This window comes from Prosthecobacter sp. (assembly GCF_014879935.1).
GTDB lineage: Bacteria > Verrucomicrobiota > Verrucomicrobiia > Verrucomicrobiales > Verrucomicrobiaceae > Prosthecobacter.
Genome location: NZ_JACSRD010000205.1, coordinates 1 through 14,045, shown reverse-complemented (window position 1 = coordinate 14,045; position 14,045 = coordinate 1). Strand labels below are relative to the sequence as shown.

Sequence of the window (14,045 nt, the reverse complement as noted above, 5' to 3'; positions counted from 1 at the left end):
CGGGGCCGGGCATGGTGACGCCGCCTTGGCCCGCGTAACCCCAGCGGGCGGCGATGGCGAGGTCGGGGGTAATCGGGGCATTCTTGCCCCGTGGCTGAGAGGGGCCAGGAATGGCTCCATGACTCACCGCCAGCTCGCCGAGGCCTTTGAGGTGGGGGTGGACTTTCAGGGTGGTGACGCCTTCGACGGACGTTTCGGGATCGAGCAGGGCGGCGATCTCAGGAACTCCCACCCCCGAACTCAGGCAAAGCTCATGCAGGTATTCGGCGATGGGGTGTGACATGCGGGAGTCGGGCGATGAAAGCGGCTGGGGTATCAGAAGGCAAGATCATGTTAACAAAGTTGACCGGGCCATAGCCAGGACCGCCGCGGAGCTGACCGATGCGATCGCCGACACCGTGGCCGGATCGAGTGCGAACAGCAACAGCGTGGACTTCCTGGGCTCCAGCGCCCCGCCAGATTACGATCCCTGGGTGATCCAGGCGCTGATCGACAAGCTGAATGAACTGATCGCGGCGCTGCGGCGGGCAGGGGCTTGAAGGCGGGAGGGTCGGAGGCTTTACAAAACGGGTGAAGAGCAGGATTGACCTCATCGGTGCAAACCGGGACACTCGGGCCGATTCCAACCTGGGAGTTCACCATGAACACACCGCAATCCCGCCGCGAGTTCCTTGCGGATGTCGGCAAGGGCACCCTGCTCGCCACCCTCGGCCCCACGCTGGCCGCGGAACTCGGCATCACCACGGCTGCCGCTGAGGAAGCGACGCCAGCGCTCACCTTCGGCGGCCTTGAGCCGCTGGTCTGCTTCATGCAGGAGACGCCCCTGTCGAAACTGCAGCCAGCGCTGGCGGCAAAGCTCCAGCAGGGCATCCCATTGAAACAACTGGTGGCCGCCGGCGTGCTGGCGAACGCACGCAGCTTCGGCGGGGAGGATTACATCGGCTTTCACACGCTGATGGCGCTGGGTCCGGCCCTGCAGATGGCGGCGCTGATGCCGGACCGCCAGCAGGCGCTGCCGGTCTTCAAGGTGCTTTACCGCAACACGAACCGCATCCAGGAGCACGGCGGCCGTGCCGGGGAGGTGCTGCATCCGGTGGCGGCCGGCACGGGCACACCGCCCGGCCTGCATGAAGCGGTGAAACGCCGCGACACAGCGGCGGCGGAGGCGGTCTTCGCCACTTTGATGCGGAACAGCGCGGACGCCGGCTTCAACGCGCTGCTGGAATGCGTGCAGGACAACCCGGAGGTGCACCGCACCGCGCTGCCCTACCGCGCCTGGGACCTGCTGGACCTCGTGGGCCGCGAACATGCGACGACGATGCTGCGCATGTCCCTGCGCTACTGCCTGAACGCGGAGAAACAGCGGCGGCCTGAATGGGACGAGCATGGCGCCCTGCTGACGCGGCTGATCGATGAGCACCGGCTCATGGATCGCACTCCCGGCACCCGGCCCCTGGAGGACGGCGTGATGGAGAAGCTGAGCCTGACCATTTTTGCCGGGACGCCTGCGGAGGCTGCCGGAGCGGTGGCCGCGGCTCTGGCAGAGGGATTTGACCCCCGCGACATCGGCGAGGCGATCTCCCTGGCGGCGAACCAGCTCCTGCTGCGCGATCACGGCCGGCTGCCAGAATGGGAGGCACCGGGGAAGCCGCCCGGCAGCGTGCATGGAGACTCCATCGGTGTGCATGCCTGCGATGCCATCCACGCATGGCGCAATCTCTCGCAGGCGAGCCAGGGGCGGAATGTCTTCGCGTGCCTGATCCTGGGCGCCTGGCAGGCCGCACGGGACAAGCAGGGCCAGCCCTTCACCGAATGGCAGCCTGTCCCATCCAGGCATCAACTCAACGCCGTGACAGCGAAGGAGGCAGCCGGGCTGCTGGCGGAACTGGATGCAAACATCCGCCAGAATCTGCAAGGGCATGCCGCCGCCGTGGTGGAGCGCTGCGGAACGGCCGGAGTGCCCGCCAAGGCCGTCTTTGAAGTGATGCTGCGTCATGCGGTGAGCGAGGACGGCTCCCTGCATGCGGAGAAGTACTTCCAAACCGCGTGGGATGAGTTTCACCGCACCCGCCCGGCGTTTCGCTGGCGTCATCTGCTCTCGCTTGCCCGGGTCACAGCCAGCGAATACGGCCGCCCGGCCGCAGGACAAGCCGAGGCACGCGCCTTGTTTGGCGTGTGAGCCAGGCATCCTCATCAACCCAAGGCGGAACTGCGGGCCGGGGCTGTGAACCCGGCCCGCACGGTCTCACCGCCCCCGGCGGTCACAGACGCACGCCGACGTTCGTGTTCGCATTCAACAACGAGCCGGAGCACCGGTAGGACGGGCGGTTCGAGTAGTAGTGGTCGGAACGCGATTGCGAGTGATGACGATGGGAGTGGCTGTTCCAGGAGCCCGGACGCGTGTGGGCGTGACCACGGGCACCGGCATCCACATAGGTGTCGCAACTGCACAGGGTGGTCAGCAGAAGACCGGAGGCCAGGAGATACAAGGTGTGTTTCATGACTGTGGGTGGTTTGGGTTCACCCGTGATTTCGCATCCGGCTCGGAGTCTGGCCGCATTTCCCCCTGCCCACGCAAGAAAAACGGCACGCCCCCTCGCGAGGCGTGCCGTGATGGAATGCTGCCTGTGGACCATTCAGCGGGTCTCCTTGGCGTAGTCTTGATAGGCTTCCTCGATCTGCGCGGCCTTCTCATCGCCTTTGTGGAAGATGAAGCGGTGACGCAGCTTCACGCGGTCGCCCTGCTTCAATTCGAAGGCACCGCTCTCCTCCTGGAGCTTCAATTGGGAGAGGCCGAAGGGATTGGCCGTGAACAGGCCGTAGGTGCGGGAATGCCAGGGCGTGGGGTGACGGAAGCTGCTGGGATGATTGAGGAAGGCGATGCCAAGGTGCTCGCCCTCGACGGGGCCGTGGTAATCGCACCACTTCGCGCGCTTGCCCCAGGTGTCGGCATCGGTCTGGCCCTCGCTGTTGATGAGCTTGCCGCCCTCTTTCGCATCGACGGACATGCTGTGAGGCACGCGGATGCTGAGACCGGAGTCCTTCTTGTCATCCACCACCACATTGCCCTGGGAGGCGATGAGATCGATGTCCACGTCGATCACGCGGGTGTCACCCTTCACCTGGAAGGTCATGCTGCGCTCCTCGGTGATGGTGACCTTGCCCTCGGGATCGACGTAATCGGACAGCGCGTAGATGACGCCGGTGCTGCCGCCTTTGAGTTCCTTGAACTCACGGTGCTTGATGGCGCCGAGGTGCTTGATGCGCTCGCTGGTCTTCGGATTGGAGCCAAAGGAGGCCGCCTCCGCCCAGGTGTCGTAGCCGCCGATGCTTTCGTGGCCGAAATTCAGGCCGCGATGATGCGGGTGGTCCTGCTTCTCGCCTTCCACGTTCTTCATGGGGTAGGAACGCGTCATCGACTTGCCCGTGGGGCCGTAGATCGGCCAGAGGTAGGGCTTGTTCGCCTGATCGACGACGTATTCGGCGAAGACCTGTCCATCGACCTTCACGATGGCACCGCCGCTGGCGGTTTTTTCAACGGTGAATTCAGCAGCGCTGGCGAAGGGGGAGAGCAGCAACGAGGCGGCGAGGAGGGCGGTCAATTTCATGGTGGTTGAGTGAACGTGGCGAGTCTGAAATGCTTTCGACGGAGATCAATCCCAGCCGCGGAAGAAGGCGAGTGCATTGCGTGTGGTGTCCGCCGCGACTGTCTCCGGCGTCTCGCCGCGCAGGGCAGCGATGGCTCGTGCGGTGTCCGCCACGTAGGCCGGCTCGCAGCGTTTTCCGCGATGCGGCACCGGGGCGAGGTAGGGCGCGTCGGTTTCGATCATGTAGCCTTCGGCGGGAACCACCCGGGCCGTGTCGGCCATGGCCCCAGGATTTTTGAAACTGACGATGCCGGTGAAGGAGATCAGATGCCCGCGGTCCAGCAGCGGCCGCGCCTGCTCGAACGTGCCGGTGTAGCAGTGAAACACGCCCCGCAGATGGTCGCTGAAGGGCAGCACCAGCGCGGTGAGGTCCTCCCAGCTTTCGCGGTTGTGCAGGATGACGTTGAGCCTCGCCTGGGCGGCGAGTTCGAGCTGCGCGGTGAGCACCGTGGCCTGATGCGCCCGCCACTGCTCCAGCGTGAACCCGTCTGGCGGCGCATGGAAGTAATCGAGCCCGATCTCGCCGATGGCGCAGACCTTGGGGTGGCGCGCGAGTTCGCGCAGCTCGTCGATCCATGCCTCGCCGCTGACGGAATCGACATCGCAGGGATGGATGCCCACGGCCACGCGCACATCCGGCTCCTTTTCGGCCATCGCCAGCAGCTCACGCGCATTGGTCAGATCGGTGGCCGGAGCCACCATGCGGCTGACCCCGGCCGCACGCGCACGCTCCAGCACCGCCGGCAGATCCTGCGCGAACTGCTTGCTGCCGAGGTGCGTGTGGGAATCGAAAAACATGGAGCTGCGTGTCTTAGAACGCGGAACTGTAGAGTCAAGACTCCACGGGGAATTGCTCTAACTCATCGAAAGTTGCCGCGACAATGCTGGCCAATTGTGCCTCGGGAAAGCTGCCCGCGCGGTCCCTGTTCCAGCGCAATTTCTTGAGCATTCGAGCGCCCTTCACTATCATGCCCATGAGCCGCGGTGAAACCTTGTTGGAGTAGCCGCTTATCGTAGTGCGATGGAACACCGCTCTTTGCTTTCTTAACATCTCACAAAAGGAGGCTTTACCGAAGCCCTGCTGCCTCCGTACTCGCTCAATGGCATCGGCCTGCGCAGAAAGTGCCTCCGCATATGGCAGAGTCGGCACCAAAGCCAAAGACTGGCTGTCCAGGTACCAATCCCTGTTCACCGGCATTGCGATTCCGTAGTTGAAGCGATGCAATTCGCTCTCCGGGTCGGTAAGCCGTCGGATCAAGGCCTTTCCAGCTCTGATGGCAGAACTGCCCTTGAGCATAGCCAGATACCACGTGCCAGAAACCGGCGGCGTTCTTTTGGGAAACTCCAAAACTTCCAGGCCGTGGCACAGCGTGCCAATGGCACCCCAGCTCGTGAACCACTGCCTGGAATAGAGACAGGCAGGTTCATCGTTGGATGACCGGAACCAACTGTCTGCAAGCCGGCAGATATCCCAAGGCGAAAGCAGCTCAAAAAGCGTCCGAAGTCCCATCTGCCAGCGTCCTATCAAGCACGGGTCCAACCGCCTTTCTTTCGTCACGAGCGTTTCCCGTCGCGTCAACTGAGTCAACACCAACTCCAGCAGGAAGCTCACGCAGCACTCACGGTTCTCCATGCTGAAAGTGAAAGCGCCACCAACGGGCGGACCTTGGATCTGAGACTTCACGAACGCTGCATCCATCTTGAGATAGTTGTGCGGCGCGTACTCACTCGAAAACCCATGTCGTTCGCAATGTGACTCAATGTATCTGTTCTGAAGATCGATCAATTGTCCCCAATCAGGTGCCCGCCTGCCGGGCTGAGGAACGGGAGCATTCACGAAGAAGCTCTGGTCAACCAATGCGGGATAGTATGCGATGATTCCGCAGTTCTGACGGTCTGGAATGGCATAGTGATGGCGTTGCGGGTGGCAGTCCAACATCCGCTCACACGCCAGGTCGTGGGCAGCGGTCACGTAATTGATTGTATCCCAGTGGGCTGGTTGCTCGCCTGGATCCGCCGTCCCGTGTGGAAAACCCACCAGCAACTCCTGCCTGAGCAGATCTTCCAGCCAGATTTCATCCACTGAAATGATGTGGCAGTCTCCGAGCACAGGCAGCCCAGCATGACCCACTGTCTGTTGTAAGAGCACATAATCCTGCGGGTGGCAAAGTTTCACTTCGATGTGCTGACCAAACGTGCTGGTGAGAATCAGACGCTGCAATTCCAGGTTCCGGTGTTGAGGGGAATCGGACGAATCCGCATACAACGACAGCGTGATTTTCACCGGCTCAGGATGCCCTGAGAGCAGTTTCTTGAAGAACTGGAAACGGCTCGCATCGGCTTTGAGCCTGGCATGAACATCATCCCGGGAAATCTCCCAGAAGATCGACGGTTCGACAAACTCGGCTAGTTTAAGCACCGAGAACGCCTTGCAGGAACGGTTCTGGAACGTGATGTGCCGCAGCACAAAAACGTGATCGGCCATTCCTGCTGGAACCGATTTTTCCACCGGATTCTTTTCTTCGCCGACCTCAACAGAGTCCAGCACCAAGCTCACCACCTGACGCTGGCGGAACAACTCGAACAGAGCCGCAACAAAGTTGTCCCGGCTGGCGAGCAATGGGAAGCGGCTGTCGAGAGCGAATAAATCATCCACCACCACTCTGATTGCACCCTTATTCCTCGACTGAACATCCCGAATCGCAGCGTCCACGTCGTAAAGCAATTTGCTTTCGCTGATGTGTTCTGGCGGGAAATAACGGCAATGAACATCTTCCTCGCTGCTCAGGGCTGTCTGACAACCAGCCGTGGCTTTGTATCTGCCGGCTATTTTTGCCAGCATGGATCGATCATGATGAAATGAAATATAAAGCCAGTCGCGCGGTCTTTGCGCAACAAAATGCAAAGCAAGGTCAGTACCAGCAGAGTCAAGGTCGCTAACAATTACGGATACCGTGCCAGGGCGAAGATAGCCTATCTTGGCATCTAGATTTCTGAGTTTAACGGCGTGATCAATCTCCGCGATGCCGAGGCATCCGCTTCCATCTGCACGCCGAGCCGGCCGATCTCCGACCTCCCGGGACATTCGGTGCAACTGCGTTGGAATGGATGGGTAAACGATGAACCCCGTGTTTGTGCGATCGGGTGTTGCAAAAGGTCCGTTCTTGTCAACCGCCGCTCCTGGAGGCCGGTATGCGTGAATTGTATAGTGATGTTGGCCGCGTCGAAAGTAACGGTCGCGGGCTTTCACAATGGCAAGCCTTCGTTCTTCGAAACCTGAGGAGTGGGTGTTCACACCGAGACGAATGACTGCATCAGCCGCATATGTTTCGGGAGCGGTGCTTATTTTATGTTCTTCATTCCGCCTCCCTCCCACAGCAGGCTCCACCTCAAAACAGAACCACGAACGCAATCTGTGCCTCACGCAGTAAGCTTTCAGCCGCTTCCAGAACGCGCGTCTGTCCCCCAGGCTTGAGCCAGTCTTGATGTTTCCACCGATCAATCTGGCAAAGGCAGTCCGGCGAATCGTCTCAGCGTTGTCCAGCACGATGAGAATGCGCTGTTTGTCATCGACCGCTGTGCCACGGAGCGTCGGATGAGGGCAGCAGAAGCGGGAATTGATGTATTCAAAAACCTCAATAAGCATTTCCTGCTGCGGTTGCTCTTCCAGCGGCATCTCCACTACGACCACTTTACCAGCCCCATTGCCGCCCGCTGGTTTCAAGTCACGCAGGCGGGTAGAGAAACGGCTTTTTGCGATAAAACGAAAATCGTCAACTGCCCGGGCCTTGATGACATCGGCGGATTCCTGGGTCAGGAAGACAGCAAATGTTGGTAGTCGTGGCTCCTCTTGATGAGTGACGAAGCGGCAGGCAAGTTGCAAACCCAAGATGGACTTGCCGGCACAAGAGGCACCAAAAACAACTCCCATGAATCCCTTGGCACTATGATGCGCGAAGCCGGCGCTTGAGTCATGGTCGGGCCTCGAGGAGAGAAGGGCATCAAGCGTCGCAATTCCGCTGGGAAACGACTTTATTCCTGGCAGTTCATCCCCGGACGCCTGAAGTTTCGTCTTCATGGTATTTATTCTCCTGCTCGTGCTGTGAACTGGGCGCTAGTTTGATTGCCCCATGCTGCTGGGATGCGTGTAATCTCGCACCAGACCGCTCAGGCCATCGGAGTAGTTCTTTACGAAATGTTTCGCTGCCCGGCCTCCCATCATGGTTTTGACGTGTCGGTGGGCGTCATCGTCAGACCACCTGTTTGCGATGACAATCTGAGGAGGTTCGGCCGTGTCTAGAGCATCGGCCAGCAGATAGCTGATATAGCGGTCGCTGGCCGGCAGAGAGTATCCTATTATGACAATCTTTGAGGCCAGTCGCAGATGAATTCGCGCGTCGTCGAGCATCTTTGCAAAGACGGTGTTTGAGACGTGATCACGTTGCCAAGTCGGATAGACCATGGGGCGAACCACATGTCCGGACAAACGTCCCGTTGAAATAGTGCATGCAGCATTGCAATGCGGGCATGTCTGCCAATCGATGGATCCGTGCAGCTTGATCAACGGAAGTGACGGCTGCTGCATCCGGCTTTGTGGCGGTTGCTCACACGAGATTACTCCGTGTCCGCGAAACAAGGTTGGCTGGTTGCCATTCAAATCACTCATGCGAGCGATTGTCCGTTCGATCACCCTGTCGTAGTTCAAAGTGATGATGGCGGACAGTTGGTAACCAACGCATCCTGGAGTCCGTCTCAATGCCGGGGGAACCAAGTGTGGACGTGAGGCCATAACTTGCGACAAGAAGGCCTGGAACAGGCAGACACCTTGATCCGCACCATTCTGCCCCGACGGCGCTGGCATCCTCAAACAAGTGTCATTAAAGTGCGAGCGCTGCACAAAAGATCCAGGCTCGGGGTGTCGCTCGTGCAACAAAACAGCCTCTTCACAGACATGTGCGATAAATCGAGTCAACCGTTCTCGATCATTGCCTTCATTCTCATAAAGCAGGTCCACAAAGCTGAACAAATCCTCCAAAGTGGGCTCACGGCCCATCACCGAACTCAGAATCCGGCGGTAACGATTTGCCAGCGTGCTGATTTCTCTGATGAGCTCACCTCCTTTGCCCCCCCGTTTCCAAGCCACCGATTTCAGAACCTCCAGGCCTTTTGGGACAAAATCGTTCATCATGGGGACCCCCATTGAACGCGAGAAACCAGCACCAAGCAGAAACACCGTCTTTTCAGGAATGCGCTCCAACGCGAGCAACTGTTGTAGTGCTTGCGGAGAACGACGTGGCAGGCAATGACACCTTTGCTTACCCATAGGTGCAGTCTGATAAATCCCCGGTCCGATGCCAAGATAAAAATCACCAGCGTGCTGTTCGGAGTTGAATCAGAACGCCTTGTGCAAAGTTTCTTTTCCAGAGGTGCTCGCGATGATAGTGAGAAAATATGAGGTTCTGCCTTTTTCTTCCCCTCGTCCTTTTGTTGCCCTGCGTGGTTCAAAGCGCGCCGGAGGAATACTTCGCCATTCACGTCGTCGATGAGACCACGGGACGCGGCGTGCCGCTGATCACGCTGAAGACGACGAACCAGATCGCCCTGACGACGGACAGCGCGGGCTGGATCGCCTTCAACGAGCCGGGTTTGATGGACCGCGTGACGTATTTCAGCGTCGAGGGGCCGGGTTATGCGCTGCCGAAAGACGGCTTCGGCTTCGCAGGCGTGCGGCTGACGCCGCAGGCGGGGAAGACGGCGGAGGTGAAGGTGCTGCGCACGAACATCGCGGAGCGCATGTGCCGGCTGACGGGCCAGGGCATCTACCGGGACAGCACCCTGCTGGGGAAGGAGCCGCCGCTGCCACGGCCGAACCTCTTTGCCGATGTGATGGGCCAGGACTCCGTGCAGGTGGTGCCGTGGAAGGGGCGCTACTTCTGGATCTTTGGCGACACGCAGCGCACGACGTATCCGCTGGGCAATTTCCACTCCACCGCCGCGTGGAGCGATGCGCCGGACAAAGGCGGCCTGGACCCGGAGAACGGCATCCACTTTGAGTATGTGACCGATGAGGGCGGCGATGCCGTGGCCAAGATGCTGCCGATGAAGGAGCCGGGCGTGGTGTGGCTCTTCGGCCTGTGCACGGTGATGGATGTGCAACAACAGGAGCACCTGATGGCCCACTACTCCCGCTGGCGTGACCTGGGCAAGCGGCTGGAGCACGGCATCGCGGAGATGGACGAATCCACGGGCCGGTTCCGCCGCATCGCGGTGCTGGGGGATGAGTTTGAGTGGCAGCATCCGCGGCACAATGCCGTGCGTGTGAAGGGCGCGGACGGCGACTGGATGTATTTCTCCAGCCCGTTCAGCATGACCCGCGTGAAGGCGGACTACGAGTCACTGCAAAACACCTCCGCCTACGAGGCGCTGGCGTGGTCCGCCGAACACGGCGAATACGTCTGGCAGAACGCGGTGCCACCGACGACGCAAAAGGACGAGGAGAGGCTCATCGCGGAGAAAAAGATGCCGGCCAACAAGGCCCTGATGCAGGTGACCGACGCGAAGTCAGGCAAAACGGTGCATCTGCATGCGGGAAGCGTGCACTGGAACAAGCATCGCGAGCGCTGGATCATGATCGCCGTGCAGGAGGTCGGCGACGTTTCCTATTTGGGCGAGGTCTGGTATCTGGAGGCTCCGCAGATCGAGGGCCCGTGGCGGAAGGCGGTGAAGATCGTCACGCATCCGAAGTACAGCTTCTACAACCCGAGCCATCACGCCTTCTTTGACCAGCAGGACGGGCGCATCATCTACTTCCAAGGCACCTACGCCGAGACTTTCTCCGGGAATCCCGTCGCCACACCGCGCTACGACTACAACCAGCTCCTGTATCGCCTGGATCTCGATGACGACCGGCTGAAGCCCGCGCAAAAAGAATAGCGGCAGGACGGGATGACCGCCCTGCCGCCGCATGAAAGGGAACTTGCTCGCTTACTTCATCAATTCAGCCACCTTTGGACCGATGGCGTCCGCCCAGATCTGATAACCGGCGGCGGAGAGGTGGAGGAAGTCCGGCATGACGTTTTTGTCGAGCTTGCCGTCGGTGACCGGGAATTTGCCGCCGATGTCGAGGAAGAAGATGTTTTTGCCATCGTCGAGCTTGGCGATGGTCGCATTGACCTCCTTGAGCTTGTCGTTCTGCGCGTTGAGCTGGCCGTCGGGCTTGCTGCCGCGCGGGAAAACGGCCAGCAGCAGGATCTTCGCCTGCGGCTGCTTGGCCCGGATGGTTTCGACGATGGCGGTGACGCCCTTGGCGATGCCTTCGGCGGAATCGGTGGCCGAGTTGTTCGTGCCGATCATCAAAACGCAGGCCTTCGGCTTGATGCCTTCGAGCTCGCCGTTCTGGATGCGCCAGAGCACATGCTGCGTGCGGTCGCCGCCGATGCCGAAATTCGCCGGTGTGTAAGCACCGAAGGCCTTGTCCCAGATGTCTTTCTTGGATCCCCAGCCTGCGGTGATCGAATCGCCGAGGAACACGAGCTGCGCCTTGCCTTCCTGGGCGATTTTCACGAAACGCTCATGCGCCGCGATGAAGGCAGGATTCGGCTTGCCATCGGGGCCAAGCTTTGGCGCGGCGACATCCGGTGCCTGCGGCGGCAGTTTGACCGCCGGAGCGGCGGGAGGCGGCGTCTGCGCATGAACGACGGTGGTGAGGAGTGAAAGGGCGGCGAGTGTGGCTGGGATGAGTTTCATGGGCAGCCAGTCTGAACACAGCCGCATGAAGTGACAATCCCAAAGTCTCAACGAGCCCGCCGCAAGCTCCGCCCTTGCCCTTTTTGGGCCGTCCCGATAGTCTCCGCCGAAATTCAACCAACCACCCCTCGCTCCTCCCATGTCCGCCACACTCGCAGAACTGCTCGGCACCATGCTCCTCATCCTCCTCGGCGACGGGGTCGTCGCCAATGTGGTGCTCAAACAAACCAAGGGGCACAACAGCGGCTGGATCGTGATCACCGCAGGCTGGGCGTTCGCGGTGACGGTCGGTGTTTACTGCACGAATGCGATCAGTGGAGCGCATTTGAACCCGGCGGTGACAATTGCGATGGCAACGATCGGTAAATTCGACTGGGCGCTCGTTCCCGGCTACATCGCCGCCCAGATGGCCGGCGCCTTCCTCGGTGCGACGCTCGTCTGGCTGGCTTATCTGCCTCATTGGAAGGCCACGGACGACCAGGGCGCCAAACTGGCCGTGTTCTGCACCGGCCCGGCCATCCGCAACACCTTGAGCAACGTGATCTGCGAGATCATCGGCACCTTCGTCCTCGTCCTCGGAGCGCTGGCGATCCTTTCGCCCGCGAATCTGGTGCCGAACTCCGGTTTCGACAAAGGCCTCGCCCCCGCACTGGTTGGCGTGATCGTGTGGGCCATCGGTTTGTCACTCGGCGGCCCCACCGGCTACGCCATCAATCCCGCCCGCGACTTCGGCCCGCGCATCGCGCATTTCATCCTGCCCGTTCACGGGAAAGGCGGCTCCGACTGGCGCTACGCCTGGATTCCCGTCGTCGGCCCAATCATCGGCGGCATCCTCGGTGCGCTGGTTTACAAGGCGCTGTGGCCGGTGGTGTAAGTGTGGTCTTATGATCGCTGCGCGCGAAATTAGACCTGTTATTAACTTTTAAAAGAGCTATACGCCGGGGAGGTTCCAAGCAATAAGCTTGGGATGGAACCTTCGAGCAACAAGCCAAGAGCCGCCTACACCAATGATGTCAGCGACGCAGAGTGGTATTTTTGCCGCCCCTAACCGGTGCTGATGAAGGAAGACGCGCCCAGCGGGACTGTTCGCTGCGCGAAGTCTCCAACGCGCTGCGCTACATCGTGCGTTGCGGCTGTCAGTCGCGCATGATGCCCCACGATCTGCCGCCCTGGCAGAATGTTTACCAGAAGGCGCAGCGCTGGATGAAGGCGTGCTGCTTTGAGGTCATGGCCCATGATCTTCGTGAACTCTCCCGCCTGGCCAAGGGGCGCAAGGCCCGGCCCACGGCGGCCATCGTGGACGGGCGCACCTTGCAGTCTTCGCCTGAAAGCGGAGGCCGGGCAGGCTATGACGACTACTAGGCCGTGTTTGAAAACCTGTCGATTGGCGGATTTGGAGAGTTGAAGTAGAAGGGAGCTCCGATGAAAGAACAACGCTTTGCATGGTGGGGGCCGCTCAAGCAGCGGCTCAAAAAAAGGGTGCGCTGAAAGCGGGAGGCAGACCCAGGACAGGATTGGACATTGTGCTTGATGCGTTGTTCTACCGCCTGCGCAATGCAGGTCCTTGGAGAGACCTGCCCGAGGGCTTCGGCCCCTGGCGCACGATCTACGGCTGGCATAGGCTCTGGGCGCGTGAGGGTCTATGGACACGAATGCTCGCCCGGATGGCCCGCAAGGTCCGAAACAGGATCCGACTGGTCGATGGCACGCATGTGCGGGTGCATCAGTGCGCCGCCAACCCCAAAGGCGGAGCTGCTGCCCAGGCCATGAGCAAAACACGCGGCGGGCGCAACTCCAAGATCATGGCATTGACCGATGTGCGCGGGCTGCCGGTGAAGCTCTCCTTGATCGAAGGACAGGCCTACGAGGGCCACCACGTCATCGAGCTGCTCGATGACCCGTGCGGTTTGATGGTGGTGGGGGACAGCCGAGCGCAGCGAGACAGCCTGCCGCAGGCTGCCCGCAGGGCGAGGCGAAGCCGAGGCAACGGCTTCGACGATGACAAGCTGCGCAAGCAGCTCGAAGAAGTTGGGGCCGGGCACTGCTTCCCGAGCAAATCCAACCGCAAAAAGAAGCGCAGGCTCAACAAGCAGCGCTACCGGCAGCGCTACCGTGTGGAGAACTTCTTCTGCCGTCTCAAACGCTGGGCCTGCGCCAGCACCCGACGCGACAAGCTTGCTTTGCACTTTCTTTCCCTCATCCAGTTCGCCTCGATGATCGACTGGCTCAGATACGGCTGTTGAGAGTTTTCAAACACTGCCTAGGGCCGCAAAGGCAGCAAGATGCATGTCGCGGTGGACACCCTGGGACATCTGCTGGCGGTGAAGGTGACGGCGGCGAACGAACACGAGCGTGCGCAGGTCGGAGAGCTTGCCGCGCAGATACAGCAGGCCACCGGAGACAACGTGGAACTGGCCTACGTGGACCAGTGTTACACTGGGGAAGAGGCGGCAAGGCAGGGGCAGCAACACGGCATAAGACTTGACGTGATCAGTCTCTCGGAAGCCAAGAAGGGCTTTATGCTGCTGCCACGCCGTTGGGTGGTGGAACGGAGCTTTGGCTGGGCGGCTCGCTTCAGGCGCCTCTCAAGAGACTACGAGCGTCTGGCCTCGACTCTGACCGGCATGCACTGGCTGGCCTTCGCAACCCTCA

Annotated in this window: 13 protein-coding genes and 1 pseudogene; 7 read left to right on the top strand and 7 right to left on the bottom strand. The window is 60.6% G+C overall.

Annotated features, from left to right (window positions below; translation table 11 throughout):
- Positions 1-283, bottom strand: a 283-nt coding sequence (locus tag IAE77_RS23125) for a hypothetical protein (RefSeq protein ID WP_294231854.1), incomplete at its 3' end; no start/stop codon positions are given.
- 115 nt (positions 284-398) lie between these two features.
- Between IAE77_RS23125 and IAE77_RS23120 the strand changes: the two genes are divergently transcribed.
- Together IAE77_RS23120 and IAE77_RS23115 are read left to right on the top strand one after the other, a co-directional pair.
- The gene (locus IAE77_RS23120) at positions 399-539 is read left to right on the top strand and encodes a hypothetical protein (protein ID WP_294231852.1); all 141 of its coding nucleotides are present in this window, start codon (positions 399-401) and stop codon (positions 537-539) included.
- 101 nt (positions 540-640) lie between these two features.
- Positions 641-2,179 carry a hypothetical protein gene (locus IAE77_RS23115; RefSeq protein ID WP_294231850.1) on the top strand — a complete coding sequence of 513 codons (1,539 nt, stop codon included), beginning with the start codon at positions 641-643 and terminating at the stop codon, positions 2,177-2,179.
- Positions 2,180-2,261: 82 nt separating this feature from the next.
- Here IAE77_RS23115 and IAE77_RS23110 read toward each other — a convergent pair whose 3' ends face one another.
- The 5 genes from IAE77_RS23110 to IAE77_RS23090 form a co-directional block, all read right to left on the bottom strand.
- Complete coding sequence (locus IAE77_RS23110; protein WP_294231848.1) at positions 2,262-2,501, bottom strand: hypothetical protein; 240 nt, start codon at positions 2,499-2,501, stop codon at positions 2,262-2,264.
- A gap of 135 nt (positions 2,502-2,636) precedes the next feature.
- Positions 2,637-3,608, bottom strand: a complete 972-nt coding sequence (locus IAE77_RS23105; protein WP_294231845.1) for a PmoA family protein — start codon at positions 3,606-3,608, stop codon at positions 2,637-2,639.
- Between the two features lie 45 nt (positions 3,609-3,653).
- Positions 3,654-4,445 (bottom strand): TatD family hydrolase, encoded by a 792-nt coding sequence (locus IAE77_RS23100; protein ID WP_294231843.1) that lies wholly within the window; start codon positions 4,443-4,445, stop codon positions 3,654-3,656.
- Between the two features lie 34 nt (positions 4,446-4,479).
- Positions 4,480-7,725, bottom strand: a complete 3,246-nt coding sequence (locus IAE77_RS23095) for a hypothetical protein (RefSeq protein ID WP_294231841.1) — start codon at positions 7,723-7,725, stop codon at positions 4,480-4,482.
- Between the two features lie 36 nt (positions 7,726-7,761).
- Positions 7,762-8,835, bottom strand: coding sequence for an SIR2 family protein (locus IAE77_RS23090; RefSeq protein WP_294231839.1), 1,074 nt, complete (start codon positions 8,833-8,835; stop codon positions 7,762-7,764).
- 308 nt (positions 8,836-9,143) lie between these two features.
- Between IAE77_RS23090 and IAE77_RS23085 the strand changes: the two genes are divergently transcribed.
- Complete coding sequence (locus tag IAE77_RS23085; RefSeq protein WP_294231836.1) at positions 9,144-10,580, top strand: hypothetical protein; 1,437 nt, start codon at positions 9,144-9,146, stop codon at positions 10,578-10,580.
- A 51-nt stretch (positions 10,581-10,631) separates the two neighbouring features.
- Here the strand turns inward: IAE77_RS23085 and IAE77_RS23080 are convergent, their stop codons facing one another.
- The gene (locus IAE77_RS23080) at positions 10,632-11,393 is read right to left on the bottom strand and encodes a GDSL-type esterase/lipase family protein (protein WP_294231835.1); all 762 of its coding nucleotides are present in this window, start codon (positions 11,391-11,393) and stop codon (positions 10,632-10,634) included.
- 139 nt (positions 11,394-11,532) lie between these two features.
- Between IAE77_RS23080 and IAE77_RS23075 the strand changes: the two genes are divergently transcribed.
- From IAE77_RS23075 to IAE77_RS23060, 4 genes and pseudogenes are all read left to right on the top strand, one after another.
- Positions 11,533-12,267, top strand: a complete 735-nt coding sequence (locus IAE77_RS23075) for an MIP/aquaporin family protein (RefSeq protein WP_294231833.1) — start codon at positions 11,533-11,535, stop codon at positions 12,265-12,267.
- 152 nt (positions 12,268-12,419) lie between these two features.
- A complete protein-coding gene (locus IAE77_RS23070; protein WP_294231832.1) occupies positions 12,420-12,755 on the top strand; it encodes a transposase in 336 nt (111 codons plus the stop codon).
- Positions 12,756-12,835: 80 nt separating this feature from the next.
- Positions 12,836-13,636: an IS5 family transposase gene (locus IAE77_RS23065; protein ID WP_294231830.1), complete on the top strand. Its 801-nt coding sequence runs from the start codon at positions 12,836-12,838 to the stop codon at positions 13,634-13,636.
- 24 nt (positions 13,637-13,660) lie between these two features.
- Positions 13,661-14,045: pseudogene (locus IAE77_RS23060) on the top strand (transposase); the annotation flags it as partial.

Bases quoted from the DNA above. Each gene is read 5' to 3' on its own strand.
- IAE77_RS23110 (WP_294231848.1), bottom strand. From the start codon at position 2,501: ATGAAACACACCTTGTATCTCCTGGCCTCCGGTCTTCTGCTGACCACC.
- IAE77_RS23080 (WP_294231835.1), bottom strand. From the start codon at position 11,393: ATGAAACTCATCCCAGCCACACTCGCCGCCCTTTCACTCCTCACCACC.
- IAE77_RS23095 (WP_294231841.1), bottom strand. From the start codon at position 7,725: ATGAAGACGAAACTTCAGGCGTCCGGGGATGAACTGCCAGGAATAAAG.
- IAE77_RS23090 (WP_294231839.1), bottom strand. From the start codon at position 8,835: ATGATGAACGATTTTGTCCCAAAAGGCCTGGAGGTTCTGAAATCGGTG.
- IAE77_RS23105 (WP_294231845.1), bottom strand. From the start codon at position 3,608: ATGAAATTGACCGCCCTCCTCGCCGCCTCGTTGCTGCTCTCCCCCTTC.
- IAE77_RS23075 (WP_294231833.1), top strand. From the start codon at position 11,533: ATGTCCGCCACACTCGCAGAACTGCTCGGCACCATGCTCCTCATCCTC.
- IAE77_RS23100 (WP_294231843.1), bottom strand. From the start codon at position 4,445: ATGTTTTTCGATTCCCACACGCACCTCGGCAGCAAGCAGTTCGCGCAG.
- IAE77_RS23065 (WP_294231830.1), top strand. From the start codon at position 12,836: ATGGTGGGGGCCGCTCAAGCAGCGGCTCAAAAAAAGGGTGCGCTGAAA.
- IAE77_RS23115 (WP_294231850.1), top strand. From the start codon at position 641: ATGAACACACCGCAATCCCGCCGCGAGTTCCTTGCGGATGTCGGCAAG.